Source organism: Rhodovulum sulfidophilum DSM 1374, assembly GCF_001633165.1.
Lineage (GTDB): Bacteria > Pseudomonadota > Alphaproteobacteria > Rhodobacterales > Rhodobacteraceae > Rhodovulum > Rhodovulum sulfidophilum.
In genome coordinates this window covers 2518659-2534384 of sequence record NZ_CP015418.1, presented here as the reverse complement: position 1 = coordinate 2534384, position 15726 = coordinate 2518659, and the positions used below count along the sequence as shown (strand labels likewise).

The following is a 15726-nucleotide window of genomic DNA, read 5'->3' as shown; positions in this document are numbered from 1 at the left end:
CCTGAACCGATGGCTGAACCGCTGCTCGAGATCCGCGGCCTGACCCGCCGCTACCGCCCGCGCCGGAGCCTGTTGGCGCGCAGCCCCGAGGTCGTCGCGCTGGATGATGTGAGCCTCTCTGTCGGGCGGGGCGAAAGCCTCGGGCTGGTCGGCGAAAGCGGCTCGGGCAAGACCGCGCTGACCCGGGCGATCCTGCGGCTCGAGGCGCCGGATGCCGGGCAGATCCTCTATCGCGGAGAAGACGTGGCCCGGTTCGGACCGCGCGCGCTCCGCGCCTTCCGCGCCCGGGTCCAGATCGTGTTCCAGAACCCGCAGGCCGCGCTGAACCCGCGGATGACGGCCGAGCAGATCGTGACCGAGCCGATGCTGGTGCATCGCGAGATCGTCGGCCTCGACCGCCGCGGACGGCGCGATCGTGCCGCCGAACTGATGGCGATGGTGGGGCTGCGCACCGGGCATCTGCGCCGGTTTCCGCATGAATTCTCGGGCGGGCAGCAGCAGCGGATCGGCATCGCCCGGGCGCTGGCGGCGGGGCCCGAGATGCTGCTGCTCGACGAGCCCACCTCGGCGCTCGACGTCTCGGTGCAGGCGCAGGTGCTGAACCTGCTGATCGACCTGCAGGACCGGCTGGGGCTGACCTATCTCTTCATCAGCCACGATCTGGGCGTGGTGCGCTATCTCTGCGACCGGGTCGCGCTGATCCGGCACGGCCGGCTGATCGAGACCGGCCCGGCCGCGCAGATCTTCGATGCGCCGCAAAGCGCCTATGCCCGCATGCTGATCGCCGCCGCCCCGGAGCTGCGGCAGCCGGGCTGAACGGGCAGGCCGTCCCCAAAGCCCCGGCCGATGAGGTCTCAGCCGATCTCGAGCACCGCGTCGATCTCGACCAGCGCATTGGCCGGCAGCGACGAGACGCAGACCGCCGTGCGGGCATGTTTCCCGGCCTCGCCCCAGATATCGACGAAAAGCTGCGAGGCGCCGTCGACGATCATCGGCCCGCCCTCGAAGCCCGGCGGCGCCGAGACGAAACCGCCGACCCGCACGACCTCGCGCACCCGGGTCAGCGAGCCCAGCAGGCTGCGGGCCGAGAACAGGAGGTTCAGCGCGCATATCCGCGCCGCCTCCTGCGCCTCGGCCAGATCGAAATCGTCCCTGGCCGGGCCGAAATACCGCGGCACGCCCTCCCATTCGCAGATCTGCCCGGACAGGAACAGCAGATTGCCGCTGATCTTGCCGGGCAGGAACAGGGCCCGCGAGGGCGCGCTGTCGGGCAGCCGCTGCCCGAGGTCGTAAAGACGGCTTTCGACCGGACAGACGGTCACTGCTGCGGCTCCGGCACGAGCCTGCGCGCCAGCGCGATCAGCGACAGATCCGAGCCGCGCGGCCCGATCAGCGACACCCCGTAGGGCGCGCCCTCGACCATGCCCGCGGGCAGCACCACCTGCGGCAGCCCGGCCAGCCCGGCAACGCAGAGAAGCCGCATCGCGTCGTGGCGGAAGCCGTCGAAGACCTCGACCGGCGCGTCGAGCGCAAAGGGGGCCGCATGGACCGCCGGCGCCAGCAGGACGGCATCGACCAGCATTTCCTCGAGATGGGCGGTGAAGGCGTGGCGGGTGGCGCGGGCCTTGTCGATCTCGGCCTCATCAAGCGCCTCGGCCGCCGCCGCCCGCCCGTCGATGCCGCGCACCAGCGGCATGCCCGAGCCGCGGATGAAGGGCAGCACCGCGTCGCGCGCATCGGCGCCGTTGGTCACCAGATAGGCGGCATAGGCCGCCGCCGCGCCCTCGGGATAGACCTCGACCTCGCGCGAGGGCATGGTGCCGAAGGCCGCCTCCAGCACCGCGCGCGGCGCCTCGTCAAGCTGGGCCACCATGTCGGCGGGCCAGAGCAGATCGGGTATCTCGGGCAGCGGCACCGGGTCGGGCTCCATCAAGGCGCCGGCCGCCTGCAAAAGCGTCGCGCCGTCGCGGGCGAGAAGCCCGGCGGTGTCATAGCTTGGCGCCAGCGCCATCGCGCCCTCCAGCGGCACCCGGCCATGGGTGGGCCGAAGCCCCCAGATCCCGCAAAAGCTGGACGGCGCCCGGATCGAGCCGCCGGTATCGGTCCCGAGCGCGATATCGGCCAGTCCGGCAGCCACCGCGACCGCCGAGCCCGAGGAGGACCCGCCCGGAATGCGGTCGGGCGCCCTCGGGTTCACCGGGGTGCCGAAATGGGCGTTGATCCCGTAAAGCGCCCAGGCCAGCTCGTCGGTATGGGTCTTGCCGACGAAGCGCGCGCCCGCATCGAGCAGCCGCTGCACCGCGGGGGCCGTGCTGTCGGCGTCCGTCGCCGCGGCCAGTTTCAGCGGGCAGCCGCAGCCGGTGCGGTAGCCCCGGACGTCGAACAGGTCCTTGACCGCAAGCGTCAGCCCGGCAAGCGGACCCTCGGTGGCATTTTCCACCTCGATGGCGGGATAGGGCATGAAGGCATGATAGGCATCTTTCTCGATCAGCATCCGGTCACTCGGCAGGAACGGCCTCGTCGGCGCGCAGACAGGCCACGCGGCGCCGTGGCGCAGGGGTCATAACAGGCGGCAGCCCGGCCCGGCAGTCGGGTCCGGCCAGCGCACAGCGCGGCGCGAAGGAACAGGAAACGGGCCGGGTCTCCAGCGCGGGCGGCGCGCCCGGGATCGCGGCCAGCCGCTCTCCCCGTGCCACATCGTGCAGGTTGGCCGCCAGGAGCCCGCGCGTATAGGGATGACGCGGGTCCCGGATGATCTCGCGGGTGGTGCCCTCCTCGACGATCCGGCCGGCATACATCACCGCGATCCGTTCCGAGATTTCCACCGCCACACCGATATCATGGGTGACGAAGATCACCCCCATTCCGAATTCCTTCTGCAGCTCGCGCAGCAGAAGCAGAATCTGGATCTGGACGGTGGCGTCAAGAGCCGTTGTCGGTTCGTCGGCCAGCAGCAGGCGGGGCCGACAGGCCAGCGCCAGCGCGATCATCACCCGCTGGCGCATGCCGCCTGACAACTCATGCGGGTAATTCTGCAGCCGCCGTTCGGGCGACGGGATCCTGACGCGCCTCAGCATGTCGAGCGCGACCTCCATCGCCTCGGCGCGCCGGACGCGCTTGTGCCGCATCACCGTCTCGGCAATCTGGGCGCCCACGGTATAGACCGGGTCGAGCGCCAGCGCCGGTTCCTGGAACACCATCGACACATCGCCGCCGCGATAGCGCTGCAGCGCCCGGCCCGACAGCCGCAGCACGTCAGTGCCGCCGACCCGGATACCGCCCTCGAGCTCTGTCCGTTTCGGCGGCAGCAGCCCCAGAAGCGCCTTCAGCGTGACGCTCTTGCCCGAGCCGCTTTCGCCCAGAAGCGCCAGCGTCTCGCCCTGCCCCAGCGACAGCGACAGATCGTTGATGGCATGGACCGTCCGCGCGCCCCGGAAGCGGACGGTGAGGTTGCGGATGTCGAGAAGCTTGTCGGTCATGCGATCTTCCCCGCCTTTGGATGACCCGAGGCCGGGTCGTGGAGGTGGCAGGCGGCCAGATGGCCGCTGTCGTCGAGCGCGCGCAGCGCGGGCGCCTTCCGCCCGCAAAGCGTTGCGGCAAAGGGGCAACGGGTGTGGAACCGGCAGCCCTCGGGCGGGTCGATCGGGTTCGGCGGATCGCCCGTCAGAGGCGGTTCCTCGGTGCGGTTGTCGGGATCCATCGAGGGCATCGCCGAGAACAGCGAGCGGGTATAGGGATGGGCCTGCCGCGCCCAGATCGCCGCGACCGGCGCGACCTCGACCACCTCGCCCAGATACATCACCAGCACCCGGTCCGAGATGTAGCGCACCACGTTCAGGTCATGGCTGATGAAGATATAGGTCAGCCCGAATTCGGCACGCAGATCGGCCAGCAGGTTCAGCACCTGCGCCTCGACCGACTTGTCGAGCGCCGAGACCGCCTCGTCCAGCACCACCAGCCGGGGCGACATCGCCAGCGAGCGGGCGATGTTCACGCGCTGGCGCTGACCGCCCGACAGCTCATGCGGATAGCGCTGGGCAAAGCGCGCAGGATCGAGCCCCACCCGCGCCAGCAGACCATGGGCCCGCCCCATCGGATCGGACAGACCCTGCACCCTGGCGCCGAAGGCCACCGACTCCTCGATGGTCAGCCGCGGGTTCAGCGAGGCATAGCTGTCCTGGAACACCATCTGGATGCCGCGCCGCAACTCGCGCAAGCTAAGCGTGTCGCCCAGCGCGTCGCCGTCGAAGATGATATCGCCCTCGTCACGCTCGATCAGCCCGACCGCCAGTCGCGCCGTGGTCGATTTGCCGCAGCCGGATTCGCCGACGATGCCCAGCGTCTCTCCCTTCCGGACCTCGAAGGAGACGCCGTCGACGGCCTGCACCATGGCCTGGGTGCGGCCGAGAATGCCGCCCCGGACGGGGAAGTATTTCCTCAGCCCCCGCACCGTCAGCAGGGGTTGGGCGGGGCCGCCGCGATCGGGCAGCAGGTCGTAAAGCTCAGTCGCGGACATTCATCGCACTCCTCACGCCGTCGCTCAGCAGGTTGAGGCACAGCGAGGTGACGAAGATCATCACCCCCGGCAGCGCCGAGAGCCACGGATCGACATAGATCGCCGAGCGCAGCGTGTTCAGCATCAGGCCCCATTCCGGCTCCGGCGGACGGACCCCGATCCCGAGGAAGGACAGCCCCGCCGCGAGGATCATGCAGACGCTGGTCAGCGAGGTGGCATAGACGAAGATCGGCGACAGCACATTGCCGATCACATGGACCCGGATCACGGTCAGCGCGCTGGCCCCGGTTGCGCGGGCCGCGTCGATGTAATCGAGGCTGCGCACGCCCGAGGTCACGGCCTCGGCGACGCGGGTGATCGGCGGCACGAAGACGATGGTCAGCGAGACCAGCGAATTGACGATCCCCGCCCCCAGCGCGCCCGAGATGGCGATGGCCAGCAGGACCGAGGGGAAGGCGAAGAAGACATCGACCACCCGCATGATGAGGGTGTTGAGCCGACCGCCGACATAGCCCGCGACGACGCCGAGCGTCGACCCGATGAAGAAGGCGAAGACCACCGGCATCAGCCCGATGAAGAGCGTCAGCCGCCCGCCATGGATCAGCCTTGCCAGCATGTCGCGGCCCTGCTCGTCGGTGCCGAGGATGTGCCCCGGCGTGCCGATGGGCTTGAGCCGCGCGATCATCGAGCCCTTGTAGGGATCTGCCAGCCCCAGCCAGGGCGCGAAGATCGCGGCAAGGATGAGGGCCGCCACAACGGCCAGGCAGAGCATCGAGACCGGGTCGCGCGCCAGCCGCCCGGCGACGCCCGCCCAGTAGCCCTTGCGCGCCTCGGGAACCTGAACCGGATCGAGGGTTTCGGTCAGCGTCATCGGCTCAGCTCCTCTTGACCCGCGGGTCGATGGCGGCCTGGGCCACGTCGACGATGAGGTTCATGGCAACGAAGAACAACGCCAGCACCAGGATCGTGCCCTGCAGAAGCGGCAGGTCGCGCTGGAAGATGGCATTCGACAGCAGGAAGCCCGAGCCCGGCCAGTTGAACACGGTCTCGATCAGGATCGAGCCGCCCAGCAGATAGCCCAGCTGCAGCCCCATCACCGACAGCGCGGTCGAGGCGGCATTGCGGCCGACATGGATCAGCACGTCGAACCGGGTCATGCCCTTGGCGTACAGCGCCTGCACGAAATCCATGCTCAGGATGTCGCCCGACAATGCCCGGACGGTGCGGGAGACGATGCCGATGGGCACCACGGCCAGCGTCACCGCGGGCAGGACCAGATGGCGCATGTGCTCCCAGTTCCAGGACCAGTCGCGCGAGCCGCCCGGCCCCGCCCCCATCGAGGGCAGCCAGCCCAGATTGACCGAGAAGATGATCACGAGGACGATGCCGAGCCAGTAATTCGGCACCGAAACGCCCGCGATCGACACCGCCGTGACCGCCTTGTCGAGTGCGCTGTCGCGGAAATAGCCCGCGAGAAAGCCGAGGAAGATGCCGATCGGGAAGGCGATGACGGCCGCACTGACGGCCAGCAGCAGCGAATTCTGCACCGCGCCGAAGACTTCGGCCGCGACCGGGCGCCCGGTCGCGATCGAGCGGCCCATATCGCCCTGCGCGAGGTTGCCGACCCAGATCACGTATTGCAGCGGCAGGGGCTTGTCCAAACCGTAGGCCGCGCGCATCGCCGCCTGTTCCTCGGCCGTGGCATCGACCGGCATGATTGCGGTCAGCGGGTCGCCGGGCGCGATCTGCACCAAGAGGAAGCAGATCACCGAAACGCCGAAGGCCACCGGCAGCACGAGGATCAGACGCCTGAGAAGATAGCTGAACATTGGGGGGTCACTTTTTCCTTGGGAAAGTTCCTTGGGAAAGCGCCCCGCCGCGCCCGGGCGGCGGGGTCTTCGGGCCCGGGCGGGCCGCTACTCCATCGTGATCGACGAGAAGTTCTGGTACCAGTTCTGGGCCTGCACGAAGCCCTTGACCCTCGGGCTCATGGCCCGCGGCGCCACGTCATGGGTCACCATCAGGAACAGCGCGTCATCGACGAATTTCTCATGCGTCCGGCGCATCACCTCATCCTGTTCGGCCGGATCGAAGGTGTTGCGGATCTGGCTGAACAGATCCTCCATCTCGGGGTCGCAGTAATGCCCCCAATTGGTGCCGTTCGGCGCGATCAGATCGCAGGACAGATGCCGGATCAGCCCGGTGAACGGATCTTGGATGAAATAGGTGAAGTTGATCGACTGGCTGCCCTCGACCGCCGGATCGGCCGCCCCGGCGCGCCAGAGATTGATCATCTGGTTCCACTCGACCACCATGAATTCGACATCGATGCCGACCTCGGCCAGGTTCTGCTGGATGTATTCGTTCATCGGCAGCGGCAGCATCTGGCCCGAACCCGAGGGCGAGATCAGCGCCTTGACCTTCAGCGGCTTGTCGGGGCCGTAGCCCGCCTCGGCCAGCAGGCGCTTGGCCTCTTCGGGGTCGTAGCGCACATCGAAGCTGGGCTTGCCGAACCATTGCGAGCCGGGCGGCAGGAAGCCCTTGGCGGGCACCATCAGGCCGCCCAGAAGCGCGCCCATCCCCTCGCGGTCGATGGCCAGGTTCGCGGCCTTGCGCACGCGGATGTCGTTCCAAGGCGAGCCCTCCAGCCGCGACAGGTGCCAGGTCCAGTTATGCGGATAGGCGTTCGACGAGATCACGAAGCCATTCGCGGTCATCGCCGGGATGGTGTCGGGCGCGGGCGCCTCGATCCAGTCGACCTGCCCCGACAGCAGAGCGGCCGCGCGGGCATTGGGCTCGGGCAGCGGGATCAGCACCAGCTTGTCGAGCTTCGGCACCCGGGTCTCGTCCCAGTATTCGGCGAAGGGCACCATCTCGGCGCGTTCGCGCGGCACGAATTCCTCGAGCTTCCAGGGCCCGGTGCCCGAGGGCTCCATCGCGACCTGTTCCCAGTCCTTGTCATGGGCCTCCCAGTTGGCCTTCGACGACATCAGGATCCAGGCCAGCTGATAGGGCAGCGTGGCATCGGGGGTCTTGGTGGTGATTTCCAGCGTCAGCGGGTCGATGGCACGGTAGCTCGCGACCGCAGGGATCCGCGACTTGCCCTGCGCCGCCTGACGCGGGTCGTATTGCTCGGAACTGTCATCGAGCAGCTTGTCGAGGTTCCAGACCACGCTTTCGGCGGTGAAATCCGAGCCGTCATGGAAAGTGACGCCCTCGCGGATCCTGAAGATCCACTTGGTCTTGTCCTCGGCATCGACCGCCCATTCCGTGGCCAACCCCGGGATCAGCGTCGAGGGCTTGTCGGCCGAGGTCAGATCCCATTCGACAAGCGAGTCATAGACCGTGTAGCCCATGAAACGCATGCCCTCGCCGCCCTGGTCGGTCTGGCCGGTGGTCAGCGGGATATCGGCCGCGGTCATGCCGATGCGCAGCGTGCCCTGGGCCAGCGCCCCCTGCGCCGAGACCAGCCCCGCAGACAGCATCAGCATGGCGAAAGTTTTCTTTATTCCGAGCAAGTTGAACCTCCTTGTTCTGGCCCGCGGGCGTCCTGGCGCCGCGTCCCGGGGTAACTTTGCCCCAGCGCTGCCGGATCGGGAGGTTCAAGCGCGGTCCGGCGCGATGCCGTCGCGACAAAAAAGCGGCGAATGCCTAAAATTTAATCCACCACGCGGGGCATGATGAAATGGCATGCCAAAATGGGGAAGCGACCCTGCCTCGAATCGAAGGCCCGACCGCGGCCGGGCCGATGCCTGCGCTCAGCTCTCTTCGCCGCGATCCGCCTTGCGGCGCAGGGTCTGGCGACGCTCGTTGCGGCCACCGATCAGCCGGGCCGCATCGGCCAGCGTCAGCAGCGGCGGCAGCGCCGAGGGCGCGGCCAGATAGCGCGGTCGCCAGTCGGGATCGAACTTGGCCTTGAAGGCGCGCAGCCCCTCGAAATTGTAGAAGCTGCGGCCATGCCGGTAGATCAGCGCGCCGAACCGGTCCCAGAGCCTGCGGCTGCGTTCGGGGCTGAGCCCGGAGAGCGGGGCCATTCCCAGCGAGAAGGCGGCATGGCCCTCTTCCTTCAGCCGCAGCATCAGCGCGGTGAACAGGAACTCCATGGTGCCGGACGGGGCATGCTCGACATGGCGCATCAGGTCGATCGCGGCCTGGGCCCGGCTGTCGGTGACCAGCACATTGGCGAAGGCCACCACCCGGCCGTCCTGGCGCACCGTCGCCACCGGCCAGCGGTTCAGCCAGTCCGGATCGAAGCGGCCGACCGAGAACCCCTTCTCGCGCGCCCGCTTGGCGGACAGCCAGGCCTCCGACACGACCCCGAGCTCGGCCAGGAAGGCGGGGGCATGGGGCGGCTCGGCCCAGCCCAGCGACAACCCGTCCCGCAGCGCCCGGGCATGCGCCGCCCGAAGCTTCTTGCGCGCCGATCCCTCAAGCGAAAACGCGGTCAGGTCGACCACCGCCTCCTCGCCCATCTTGTGCAGCGACAGCCCCAGATCGAGCATGACCGGCACATCGGCGGCCCGGACCTCGTAGAAGGCGGGCCGCGCACCCGCGCGACGGGCTGCATCGACGAAAGCGAAGGCCACGTCCTCGGCGGCATCGGCCGGACCGACCGGCCCGCCATAGGCGATCCAGGACCGGCCCGACACCGCGAACATCACGAAGGCCCGGCCGTCATCCGACACCAGGATCGACTTGTCGCCGGTCAGCGCAAAGCCCGCATCGGGGTTGTCGCCCCCCGCCGAGATGCGCGCGGCCCGGTCCAGATCCTCGCGGGCGGGAGGCTCTGCCGCGACCCGGGGCGCGCGCAGCAATATCAGGAGCGCCCCGAGCCCCAGCACGAGGCTCCCCAGCAGCCCCGCCCGCAACGCACGCGGCGCGCGCTCGTTCACCGCGAACTGCCACCAGAGCTCATGCGCATAGGGGGTTTCCTTATGCGCGAAGAACAACATGAAGCCGAAGCCCGCGATCAGCGCCACGATCAGCGCCGCCCAGGCCGGTGTCAGCGTCGCATGGCTGAGCATGGTGTGGCGGTGAAAGGCATGGCGGAACGGCAGCAACAGCAGGGCGCCGGTCGCCAGCAGCACCGCGCGGTCGAGATCGACCCCCTGCACCAGCGCCACCGCCGCCCCCGCCTCCATCACCGCGACGGCCAGCCAGAACGCCGCCAGCGCCCGGCGCATCACCCCGAAGGAGATCAGGACCAGCGCCGAGCCGATCACGCTGGAGGCCAGTGCCGAACCCTCGATGAAGGGCAGCGGGAACAGCGCCTCGGCGGCGCGCGCGGCCTCGGTGGCGGGCGGCAGGATCGACGCGACGCTCATCCAGAGCCCGGCCCCGAGGATCATGGTGCCCAGCACCATCGGCGCGATCCGCTCGACGGCGCGGAAGGCCGGGTCGACGGCGCCCAGCGCGCGCCCCCACTGGCCGCGCGGCAGATGCCCCCCGGCCGAGCGGAACAGCTCGTAGCCCGCCAGCGCCAGCAGCGCGAGGAAGAAGGGCACGAGGAAATAGATCAGCCGGTAGAGCAGCAGCGAGGCCGCCACCGCCGAGATCGGGGTCGCGGCAGGCATCGCCGCAATCACCACCGCCTCGAAGACGCCGACGCCGCCCGGCACATGGCTGAGCACCCCCGCCATGGTCGCCGCCGCGAACAGCGCGAGGAAGGTCGCGAAGCCCAGATCGTTCGCGGGCAGCAGCAGATAGAGCGTGGCGGCGGCAAAGCCGATATCGCCGAGGCAGAAGATCAGCTGCGCCGCCAGATCGCGCGGCACGGGCGCGCGCAGGGTGAAGCGGCCAAGCCGGACCCGACGCTGCCGGACCGAGGCCCAGAGCAGCGGCAGCGCGATCACCGCCATCCCGCCCAGCGCCAGCACCTGCACGGTGGCGGGGGCAAGCGGCAGCATCGCGGCCAGCGCCGCGGGATGCACGGCCAGCGCCCCGAGCCCGACCAGCGTGGCCGCCACCCCGAACGAGACCGCCGCGAAGGTCGAGACCGCGGCCACGTCATAGCCGTCGAGCCCGAGCGCGGAATAGATCCGCCAGCGCACCGCACCGCCCGAGACCGCCGACAGCCCGATGGTATTGCCGAAGGCATAGGCCATGAACCCGCCCGCCAGCACCACCGGAAAGTTCAGCGGCTTGCCGATGAAGCGCAGCGCCGACCAGTCATAGCCCACGAGCGAGACATAGCTTGCCGCCGTCGCCGCCAGTGCCAGCCCGACCGTCGACCAGGGCGTGGCGCGGACCTGCGCCACCACATCGGTGAAATCGACCGTGGCCAGCAGCCGGTAAAGCGCCAGCAGCCCCAGCACGAAAAGCCCGGCGGCCAGCACATAGGGAAAGACCGCGCGCAACCGGCCCCAATGCCGGGCAGAGGCGGTTTCGGGCCTGGCATCCTCGGTCAAGGTCTCACCCAACTCCCGTTCCGGTTGAATTTCGTTCTACCATCATCCGGGAAGCGGCGACACTGCCAATTCCGGGCCGGTTCCCGACGGAGGCCACCGCGCGATGCGCACGAGCCCGGCTTGCGGGCCGCGCTGCGCATGGCAAGACACGACAGCAACCTCCATGCTTCCAGCTACCGCGCCCGCCGCCGGATGACCAGAGACCTGTTGCGCGCCGCCATCGGCAAAAACGATGCCCGCGCCTCGGGACGAGGCCGCGGCACCGGGCTAAGGCACGAGGCAAAGGCACGGGGGCGGACCCGCTACCAGCTTGCGGTCGCCTCCATCGCCACCGGTCCGCCCGCCTGCGCGGTCCAGAGCCGGAGGCTGTGGCCCTCGCAACTGGCATGCAGCTCCATGTCGGCGGTGTCGAACACGGTCGAGACGCTGCGGAAGGCAAAGCGCGACGGGCAGGCCCCCTTCAGCTCGGCCGCGAATTGCACCAGCAGCGTCGCCTGCAACGGCCCGTGCACGACAAGCCCCGGATAGCCCTCGACCTCGCAGGCATAGGGCCTGTCGTAATGGATGCGGTGGCCGTTGAAGGTCAGCGCCGAATAGCGGAACAGCAGGACCGGCCCGGGCGTCAGCCGCCTGACCTCGCCGCCTTCGGCCGCGGGGCGCGCCGTCGAGGGCTTGAACGGGGCGGCGGCGCGATAGACCAGATCCTGCCGCTCGGTCAGCGCCAACCGGCCGCGGGCGCGGATCTTGTGCTCGACCGTCACGAACAGCAAGGGCCCCGAGCGGCCGTGCTTCAGCGCGACATCGGTGATGGTCGAGCGCCGGGTGACGGCATCGCCGATCCGGAGCGGGGCGTGAAAGCGAAAGGCCCCGCCCGCCCACATCCGCCTGGGCAGCGGCACCGGCGGCAGGAAGCCGCCCCGCGCCGGATGGCCGTCCTCGCCCAGCCCGGCGCCCGCCACGGTGGGCTGGGCCAGACAGAGATGGATCAGCGGCGGCGCCTCGGCGCCCTGTCTCAGCGACCAGCTCCGGTCGAACGTGGCGGCGAAGCGGTGCACCAGATCGGCGCTCAGCCGCTCGGTCGCGCTGTCTTCGCGGCCGATCCAGCCGCGCAGATGGTCGATATCGAGATCCATTCAGGCCTCCCGGGGCTTGAGTGCGGGGACCGGGCCGTAGCGGCGCGGCTCGCCGTCAAAGCGGGCGGCGGGCGCGGGCATGGCGACCGGGCCGTTCGGGCTGTCGACCTCGATCCGGCGCAGATGCGGATGGGCCGAGAGCCCGGCCATGTCATTGACCGAGGCAAAGGCGATATCGGCGGCGACCAGCGCGGCCTCGGCCTCGGCGGCGCTGTGCCGGGCGAAGGCGGCGGCGACGATCCGGTCGGTCTCGGCGCGGTTCCGGACCCTTGCGACATTGCTGGCAAAGCGCGGATCGGTGCCAAGCCCGGGCGCGCCGAGAAACCCTTCGGCAAGCTGGCGCCATTCGCGGTCGCTCTGGACCGAGATCAGGATCGGGCGGCCGTCCCGTGGCTGGAACGCCCCATAGGGCGCGATCGAGGGATGCGCGAGCCCGACCCGGCCCGGCGACCGCCCGCCCTCGTGGTTCAGAAGCGGCACGGTCAGCCATTCGGCCATCACGTCGAACATCGAGATCGAGATCCGCGCCCCCTGCCCGGTCGCGCCGCGCCGGATCAGCGCCTCGAGGATCGCGGCATGCGCCGTGGCCCCGGTCGCGATGTCGACGACCGAAACGCCCACGCGCGCCGGTTCCTCGGGGCCCCCGGTGATCGAGGACAGCCCCGATTCCGCCTGGATCAGCAGATCATAGGCCTTGCGCCCGGCCAGCGGCCCCTCGGTGCCAAAGCCCGAGATCGCGCAGGAGATCAGCCGCGGATAGTCGCGCGCCAGCACCGCGTCGGAAAACCCGAGCCGGGCCAGCGCGCCGGGCTTGAGGTTCTGCACCAGCACATCGGCCCCGGCCAGCAGATCCGCCAGCGCCGCGCGCCCGGGCTCGGAGGCCAGATCGAGCGTGCGGGTCTCCTTGCCGCGGTTGAGCCAGACGAAATAGCTCGACTGTCCGGCCGCGGCATCGTCATAGCCGCGCGCGAAATCGCCGCCGGGCCGCTCGATCTTGACGACATGGGCGCCCGCATCGGCCAGCCTCGCGGTCGCGAAGGGGGCGGCCACGGCCTGCTCGACCGCCACCACCTCGATCCCTTCGAGCGGGCGCATCAGAACGACCTCGGCAGGCCGAGAACATGCTCGGCCACATAGCTGAGGATGAGGTTGGTCGAGATCGGCGCCACCTGATAAAGCCGGGTCTCGCGGAACTTGCGTTCGACATCGTATTCGCAGGCAAAGCCGAAACCGCCATGGAATTGCAGGCAGGCATTGGCCGCCTCCCACGACGCCTTGGCGGCGAGATACTTGGCCATGTTGGCCTGGGCACCGCAGGGCGCGCCCGCATCGTAGAGCCGACAGGCCTCGAAGCGCATCAAGCTGGCGGCCTCGACCTCGATGAAGGCCTCGGCAATCGGGAACTGCACGCCCTGGTTCTGCCCGATCGGACGGCCGAAGACCTGGCGTTCGCGGACATAGGCGCTGACCTTGTCGGTGAACCAGTAGCCGTCGCCGATGCATTCGGCCGCGATCAGCGTGCGCTCGGCATTGAGCCCGGTCAGGATATACTTGAACCCCTGCCCCTCCTCGCCGATCAGGTTCTCGGCCGGGATCTCGAGATTGTCGAAGAACAGCTCGTTGGTCTCGTGATTGACCATGTTGGGGATCGGCCGCACCGTCATGCCCGAGCCCATCGCCTCGCGGATATCGACGAGGAAGATCGACAGGCCTTCGGATTTCTTCGCGACCTCGGCCAGCGGCGTCGTGCGCGCCAGAAGGATCATCAGGTCGGAATGCTGGACCCGGCTGATCCAGACCTTCTGGCCATTGATGACATAGCGGTCGCCCTTCTTCACCGCCGTGGTCTTGATCCGGGTGGTGTCGGTGCCGGTGGTGGGCTCGGTCACGCCCATCGACTGCAGCCGCAGCTCGCCCGCCGCGATCTTCGGCAGGTAGCGGCGGCGCTGCTCTTCCGAGCCATGCCGGACCAGCGTCGTCATGTTGTACATCTGACCGTGACATGCGCCGGAATTGCCGCCCGAACGGTTGATCTCTTCCATGATCACCGAGGCTTCGGTCAGCCCCAGCCCCGAGCCGCCATAGTCTTCCGGGATCAGGGCCGCCATCCATCCGGCTTCGGTCAGGGCCTGCACGAAGGCCTCGGGATAGCCGCGCTCCTCGTCGATCCGGCGGTGATATTCGGGCGGAAAGGTCGCGCAAAGCGCACGAATGGCGTCGCGGATGTCCTGATGGGGGTCGGTCTGCATGGGGATCCTGCCTTGGGCGTTTCAGCCAGAAGAGCCAGTGCCAGCCCATCATGCAAATATATTCTTTGCCTGGCTGCCATATGTTTTTTATATGGCCCAAGGGCTGGACCTCGACGAACCGGACATCTCGGGCATGGGCATGGATCTGCGACAGCTGCGCTATTTCCTCGAAATCGTCGAGCGCGGCTCGATCACCGGGGCCGCGGCCACGCTGAACGTCGCCCAGCCGGCGCTGTCCCTGCATGTGCGCAACCTCGAGGCCCGGCTCGGCACGCGGCTTCTGCTGCGCCGGCCGACCGGGGTGGTTCCGACCGAGGCGGGCGAGATCCTGGCCCGCCGGGCGCGGTCGATCCTGGCCGAGGTGGCCCGGACCGAGGCCGAGATCCGCGGGCTCGAAACCGACCCGTCGGGCCGGGTCGTGATCGGGCTGACCGGAACCATTGGCGGGCTCTTGGCGGTGCCGCTGATCGAGGCGCTGCGCGGACGCTATCCGCAGATCACGCTGCAGATCGCCGAGGCGATGAGCGGCTTCGTCGCCGGATGGCTGTCCGAGGGCCGGGTCGATCTGGCGGTGCTCTACGAGGCGCCCGCCGATCCGGGGCTGGCCTGCGACCCGCTGCTGGAAGAAGAGCTGGTCGTGCTCTGGCCGCCCGACTGGACCGCCCCGCCCGAGATCGCCATGGCCGCGCTCGACGGCGTTCCGCTGGTGCTGCCCAGCCGGGCGCATGGGCTGCGCCGGATGATCGACGCCGAACTTGCAGGCGACGGGATAGCACCGGAACTGGCGGTCGAGATCGATTCCTACTCCAATATCAAGAACCTGGTCGCTGCGGGCTTCGGCGCTTCGGTGTTGCCCTGGCACGCGGTCGCGCCCGAGGCCGAGGCCGGTCGGCTGGCCGTCAGCCGGATCGTGGCGCCGGGGCTCTGGCGCGGGGCCTGGCTGATCCGGCCGGGCGCGCGGCCGGTGACACGCGCCCAGGAGGCCGTGGCCGAGACATTGCGCATGGTGGTGGGCGATCTTCTGGCGCGCGGGGTCTGGGCCGCGGCCCGCGCCCCCGGCACGGCGCCCTCATCGGGAGCGTCTCCGCCGGACGCGGACAGCTAACAGGCCGCTGAAAACGTCTTACGGCGACCATTATCGTCAAATCCATCGGCCCCCAGCACGATGAGGACCGTGCAACGTAACGAGAGAAACCGTGAATGGGGTGTTCTAATACCAACGCCTTCGTAGCATGACTTTTTCAGCGGCCTGCTAAGAGCCGCTCCGCCCGTCGGGGGCAGAGTGCAGCCCAGATCACGCCGCAGGCCTGGAATCGCTGGTGCCGTCTTGCACTGGGTCTTCGGCATGTCGGGGACGGCAAGCTTCGGACCGGACCGCTCCGCGCCTGCCATCGCGCGGACAGCCCCCGAAACCGTCAAGG

Annotated in this window: 13 protein-coding genes; 2 read left to right on the top strand and 11 right to left on the bottom strand. The window is 69.1% G+C overall.

Translation table 11 applies throughout. The annotated features are described in order from the left end of the window. Nucleotides 1–9: 9 nt before the first annotated feature. Entirely contained in the window at nucleotides 10–816 is an 807-nt protein-coding gene (locus tag A6W98_RS12035) for an ATP-binding cassette domain-containing protein (protein ID WP_042465024.1), read from the top strand. Between the two features lie 38 nt (nucleotides 817–854). On the opposite strand, the gene A6W98_RS12030 is transcribed toward A6W98_RS12035, so the two are convergent. The 11 genes from A6W98_RS12030 to A6W98_RS11980 form a co-directional block, all read right to left on the bottom strand. Continuing rightward, complete coding sequence (locus A6W98_RS12030; protein ID WP_042461776.1) at nucleotides 855–1322, bottom strand: RidA family protein; 468 nt, start codon at nucleotides 1320–1322, stop codon at nucleotides 855–857. Continuing rightward, nucleotides 1319–2494, bottom strand: a complete 1176-nt coding sequence (locus tag A6W98_RS12025) for an amidase (RefSeq protein WP_042461774.1) — start codon at nucleotides 2492–2494, stop codon at nucleotides 1319–1321. The genes A6W98_RS12030 and A6W98_RS12025 overlap by 4 nt, the downstream gene beginning before the upstream one ends. Before the next feature lie 4 nt (nucleotides 2495–2498). Further along, nucleotides 2499–3479 carry an ABC transporter ATP-binding protein gene (locus tag A6W98_RS12020; RefSeq protein ID WP_042461772.1) on the bottom strand — a complete coding sequence of 327 codons (981 nt, stop codon included), beginning with the start codon at nucleotides 3477–3479 and terminating at the stop codon, nucleotides 2499–2501. Continuing rightward, nucleotides 3476–4516: an ABC transporter ATP-binding protein gene (locus A6W98_RS12015; RefSeq protein ID WP_042461770.1), complete on the bottom strand. Its 1041-nt coding sequence runs from the start codon at nucleotides 4514–4516 to the stop codon at nucleotides 3476–3478. The genes A6W98_RS12020 and A6W98_RS12015 overlap by 4 nt, the downstream gene beginning before the upstream one ends. Next, complete coding sequence (locus tag A6W98_RS12010) at nucleotides 4503–5387, bottom strand: ABC transporter permease (protein ID WP_042461768.1); 885 nt, start codon at nucleotides 5385–5387, stop codon at nucleotides 4503–4505. Before A6W98_RS12010 ends, A6W98_RS12015 begins: the two co-directional genes overlap by 14 nt. A gap of 4 nt (nucleotides 5388–5391) precedes the next feature. Continuing rightward, entirely contained in the window at nucleotides 5392–6345 is a 954-nt protein-coding gene (locus tag A6W98_RS12005) for an ABC transporter permease (protein ID WP_042461766.1), read from the bottom strand. Nucleotides 6346–6432: 87 nt separating this feature from the next. After that, nucleotides 6433–8007, bottom strand: coding sequence for an ABC transporter substrate-binding protein (locus A6W98_RS12000; RefSeq protein WP_042461764.1), 1575 nt, complete (start codon nucleotides 8005–8007; stop codon nucleotides 6433–6435). A gap of 267 nt (nucleotides 8008–8274) precedes the next feature. After that, on the bottom strand, nucleotides 8275–10935 hold the full coding sequence (gene mprF / locus A6W98_RS11995) for a bifunctional lysylphosphatidylglycerol flippase/synthetase MprF (RefSeq protein WP_052678026.1): 2661 nt from the start codon (nucleotides 10933–10935) through the stop codon (nucleotides 8275–8277). A 290-nt stretch (nucleotides 10936–11225) separates the two neighbouring features. After that, the gene (locus A6W98_RS11990) at nucleotides 11226–12056 is read right to left on the bottom strand and encodes an HTD2 family dehydratase (protein WP_042461762.1); all 831 of its coding nucleotides are present in this window, start codon (nucleotides 12054–12056) and stop codon (nucleotides 11226–11228) included. Beyond that, the gene (locus tag A6W98_RS11985; RefSeq protein ID WP_042461760.1) at nucleotides 12057–13151 is read right to left on the bottom strand and encodes a CaiB/BaiF CoA transferase family protein; all 1095 of its coding nucleotides are present in this window, start codon (nucleotides 13149–13151) and stop codon (nucleotides 12057–12059) included. Further along, complete coding sequence (locus tag A6W98_RS11980) at nucleotides 13151–14305, bottom strand: acyl-CoA dehydrogenase family protein (RefSeq protein WP_042461758.1); 1155 nt, start codon at nucleotides 14303–14305, stop codon at nucleotides 13151–13153. Before A6W98_RS11980 ends, A6W98_RS11985 begins: the two co-directional genes overlap by 1 nt. 91 nt (nucleotides 14306–14396) lie before the next feature. Here A6W98_RS11980 and A6W98_RS11975 point away from each other — a divergent pair, with 91 nt between their 5' ends. Then, nucleotides 14397–15410: a LysR family transcriptional regulator gene (locus A6W98_RS11975; protein ID WP_168161828.1), complete on the top strand. Its 1014-nt coding sequence runs from the start codon at nucleotides 14397–14399 to the stop codon at nucleotides 15408–15410. Nucleotides 15411–15726 lie beyond the last annotated feature (316 nt).

Excerpts from the sequence above, each read along its gene's own strand:
- A6W98_RS12035 (WP_042465024.1), top strand. The coding sequence starts at position 10 with ATGGCTGAACCGCTGCTCGAGATCCGCGGCCTGACCCGCCGCTACCGC.
- A6W98_RS12025 (WP_042461774.1), bottom strand. The coding sequence starts at position 2,494 with ATGCTGATCGAGAAAGATGCCTATCATGCCTTCATGCCCTATCCCGCC.
- A6W98_RS12020 (WP_042461772.1), bottom strand. The coding sequence starts at position 3,479 with ATGACCGACAAGCTTCTCGACATCCGCAACCTCACCGTCCGCTTCCGG.
- A6W98_RS12015 (WP_042461770.1), bottom strand. The coding sequence starts at position 4,516 with ATGTCCGCGACTGAGCTTTACGACCTGCTGCCCGATCGCGGCGGCCCC.
- A6W98_RS12010 (WP_042461768.1), bottom strand. The coding sequence starts at position 5,387 with ATGACGCTGACCGAAACCCTCGATCCGGTTCAGGTTCCCGAGGCGCGC.
- A6W98_RS12005 (WP_042461766.1), bottom strand. The coding sequence starts at position 6,345 with ATGTTCAGCTATCTTCTCAGGCGTCTGATCCTCGTGCTGCCGGTGGCC.
- A6W98_RS12000 (WP_042461764.1), bottom strand. The coding sequence starts at position 8,007 with ATGCTGATGCTGTCTGCGGGGCTGGTCTCGGCGCAGGGGGCGCTGGCC.
- A6W98_RS11990 (WP_042461762.1), bottom strand. The coding sequence starts at position 12,056 with ATGGATCTCGATATCGACCATCTGCGCGGCTGGATCGGCCGCGAAGAC.
- A6W98_RS11985 (WP_042461760.1), bottom strand. The coding sequence starts at position 13,151 with ATGCGCCCGCTCGAAGGGATCGAGGTGGTGGCGGTCGAGCAGGCCGTG.
- A6W98_RS11980 (WP_042461758.1), bottom strand. The coding sequence starts at position 14,305 with ATGCAGACCGACCCCCATCAGGACATCCGCGACGCCATTCGTGCGCTT.
- A6W98_RS11975 (WP_168161828.1), top strand. The coding sequence starts at position 14,397 with ATGGCCCAAGGGCTGGACCTCGACGAACCGGACATCTCGGGCATGGGC.